This window comes from Nostoc sp. CHAB 5715 (genome assembly GCF_020829685.1).
In the GTDB taxonomy this organism is placed as follows: Bacteria; Cyanobacteriota; Cyanobacteriia; order Cyanobacteriales; family Nostocaceae; genus Nostoc.
The window spans coordinates 1-3,403 of sequence record NZ_JAIVFR010000835.1 but is presented as its reverse complement, the minus strand read 5'-3'; the positions used below and the strand labels follow the sequence as shown (position 1 = coordinate 3,403).

Here is a 3,403-nt window from a genome sequence, read left to right as displayed (position 1 = left end):
GTAATCCGCTTTGATTTTTGAAATTATTTGCGTAGGCGGGGAGTAGGGAATAGGGAGTAGGGAGTAGGGAATCAGGCTTTTCGAGGTGTACGGTGTTTATTCAAAAATCAAATAGGAATCCTATATTGACTAAATACATTAATCTAATTTGTCCCGAAGCGCCTTTGGATACCTTCAACTCTAGCTTGTGAAATGACCATCCTTGAGGTAATTCAATCTTTCTAGGTAAAGGTTCGTTACGAGAATTGATGGGATATTGATCTTCAATTAAATCTTCCAAAACTTCTATGATACACTCAACAAAATCCGACTTATAGGCTTTTGCGAGTTTTTTGAAAAAACGATTGAAATTATCGGATTTTTCAATCAAGAAGGGAGTTGAGCCAGTCACGCACTTCTCCTTTACGAATACGAGTCGATGATTCCGAAGTACAAGCGTCCTTTAAAATTTCCTGCATTACGAATTGATAAGCTGGATGGTCACGCTCTATTTGGTCTAGTTTCTGGTGTCCCAATGCTTTCAAGTCTTCAAGAAGAATTGCCTTAGTTGAGCTAGCTTCAGGTAGCAAACCTTTACGCGCCTTTTTCCAAGGAAACTCCAAGTCGGTCATACCACTAAGTTGATAAGCATGGTAGCCACCAAAATATTCCCATACTTCTTCTAGAAGCTGTCTCTTATCCTCAGGCATCTCTAACAGGAATTCTTGACTAGGAATAGGTAATTGTTTAGCTTCAAATTCACTATAAAACCTGTAAGCCGGAGGACAAACAGGGCCATAGCGCCATGCTTGTATTTCTTCTTCAAACAATGGCTCATCATACATCGCCAAATGTAAGCTTTGCGCGTAATACAGAAGCTTTTGAACCTTCATGTTCGTCATTTCTGCTTCTATACTGTCTTCGTAAGCTCTGACGATGAAGTAGCGAGCCACATTTAGACAATCAATCATAATCAGACTTGCAAATTAAGACTGGTTAACTATCTTAGCTGTTTTTAACGGTCACTTACACTTATATTTTAGTACATTTTTACTATTAAAAATCAATTTACTACTACAGGACGGCGTAAATCCAGCTACCATCTCAATTAACTAGACAAGTTGCTCAAAGCTACTGGTTAAAGGTAGACAAACTTCGGCATCAAGTCTCAATATTTCCGAACCCCTTTTAGGATGACGTTTACTCAGGCGATCGCAATGCAGCCTTGACAAACCTCACCGCAATTGTGACGATTACGCTAGAATTGTTAAAGGTTCTTTACAGAATTTGCCGATCATCCCCAATTCTGTTAAAACAGCCTAGCATTCAAATGTAAATCTTATAAACCCCCTCTAGAGTTCACCAAAAGCTTCTATGACGCTCCCAATTCGCAACGTCGCCATTATCGCCCACGTTGACCACGGCAAAACCACGCTGGTTGACGCACTCCTCAAACAATCCGGCATTTTCCGCGAAGGCGAAGACGTTCCGGATTGCGTTATGGACTCCAACGCCCTAGAACGGGAACGGGGTATTACTATCCTGTCCAAAAATACAGCAGTTCGTTACAAAGAAACACTAATTAATATTGTTGATACTCCTGGACACGCCGACTTTGGTGGCGAAGTTGAACGCGTACTCGGCATGGTTGACGGATGTCTTCTGATTGTCGATGCCAATGAAGGCCCCATGCCCCAAACGCGCTTTGTTCTGAAAAAAGCTTTGGAAAAAGGGCTGCGCCCCATCGTTGTAATCAACAAAATTGATCGTGGACAAGCTGACCCCCACGTTGCTGTTGATAAAGTATTGGATCTGTTCTTGGAATTAGGGGCAGATGAAGACCAGTGTGATTTTCCTTATCTATTTGCTTCCGGGATGGGAGGTTTTGCTAAGGAAACCTTGGAAGCAGAATCGGTAGACATGCAACCTTTGTTTAACGCGATTCTGAAACACGTTCCACCACCAGTGGGCGATCGCAATAAGCCTCTGCAATTACAAGTCACAACCCTAGATTATTCGGAATATCTGGGACGGATTATCATTGGCAGAATTCACAACGGTACTATTCGCTCAGGACAACAAGCGGCTTTGGTAACAGAAAATGGCACTATTGTCAAGGGTAAAATTACCAAGTTGATGGGCTTTGAAGGTTTGAAACGGGTGGAAATGGAAGAAGCCAGCGCAGGTTATATTGTCGCGGTGGCTGGTTTCGCCGATGCTTATATTGGAGAAACAATCACTGACCCCAATGAACCACAAGCTTTACCACTAATTAAAGTGGATGAACCAACCTTGCAAATGACCTTTTGGGTGAATGATTCGCCCTTTGCTGGTCAAGAAGGTAAGTTGGTGACATCAAGACAAGTGCGCGATCGCCTATTCCGCGAACTTGAAACCAACGTTGCTTTGCGCGTTGAAGAAACCGATTCTCCCGATAAATTCCTCGTTTCCGGTCGTGGGGAACTCCACCTGGGTATCTTAATTGAAACCATGCGCCGGGAAGGCTTTGAGTTTCAGGTATCTCAGCCACAGGTAATTTACCGTGAAGTCAGTGGTCAACCTTGCGAACCTTACGAACTCTTGGTATTAGACATTCCTGCTGATGCTGTGGGTAGCTGTATCGAACGCCTGGGACAACGTAAAGGCGAAATGCAAGATATGCAACCAGGTAATGGCGATCGCACCCAGCTAGAGTTTGTCATACCTGCCCGTGGTTTGATTGGTTTCCGGGGTGAATTCATGCGGATGACTCGTGGTGAAGGCATCATGAATCACAGCTTCTTAGACTACCGTCCACTCAGTGGCGACATTGAAGCCCGTAACAAAGGCGTTTTAATCTCCTTTGAAGAAGGCGTTTCTACCTTCTACGCCATGAGGAACGCCGAAGATAGAGGAGCATTCTTTATTACTCCCGGCACAAAGGTTTACAGAGGCATGATTGTTGGCGAACACAATCGTCCGCAAGATTTGGAACTAAATATCTGTAAGACCAAGCAGTTGACCAACCACCGCGCGGCTGGTGGCGATGAACTAGTGCAACTGCAAGCACCGATAGACATGAGTCTAGAGCGTGCTTTGGAATACATCGGCCCTGATGAATTGGTGGAAGTTACACCCCAATCGATTCGTCTGCGGAAGATGTCGAAGAAGTTGGCGAAACGCTAAGTCATAGTGGTGGCTTTTCTTGCTCACCCACTCATTTAATAACATCACAAAACAAAGCCTGCTGACGCAGGCTTTTTTCGTTTAGTAATCTTGTAGTAGTTAAATGTAGTACTATACGGTACTATAAATAAATTACAGCTATTTTCAGGTAAATAGACCACGCGGTAGGGGTAAAGCACATTGCTCATTGGTGTCAACTTAAGCTAAAAATCGCTTATCTGTTAACTTCCTCACCCGCCTTGGAATGAATTCCAAGGCT

The 3,403-nt window shown here is 43.7% G+C and carries 3 protein-coding genes; 1 reads left to right on the top strand and 2 read right to left on the bottom strand.

Annotated features, from left to right (window positions below):
• Positions 1-100: 100 nt before the first annotated feature.
• Entirely contained in the window at positions 101-391 is a 291-nt protein-coding gene (locus LC574_RS32165; RefSeq protein WP_229457659.1) for a hypothetical protein, read from the bottom strand.
• Positions 363-950, bottom strand: coding sequence for a Panacea domain-containing protein (locus LC574_RS32160; protein WP_229457658.1), 588 nt, complete (start codon positions 948-950; stop codon positions 363-365). Before LC574_RS32160 ends, LC574_RS32165 begins: the two co-directional genes overlap by 29 nt.
• A 403-nt stretch (positions 951-1,353) precedes the next feature.
• Here LC574_RS32160 and typA point away from each other — a divergent pair, with 403 nt between their 5' ends.
• Positions 1,354-3,144 (top strand): translational GTPase TypA, encoded by a 1,791-nt coding sequence (gene typA, locus LC574_RS32155; RefSeq protein ID WP_229457657.1) that lies wholly within the window; start codon positions 1,354-1,356, stop codon positions 3,142-3,144.
• Positions 3,145-3,403 lie beyond the last annotated feature (259 nt).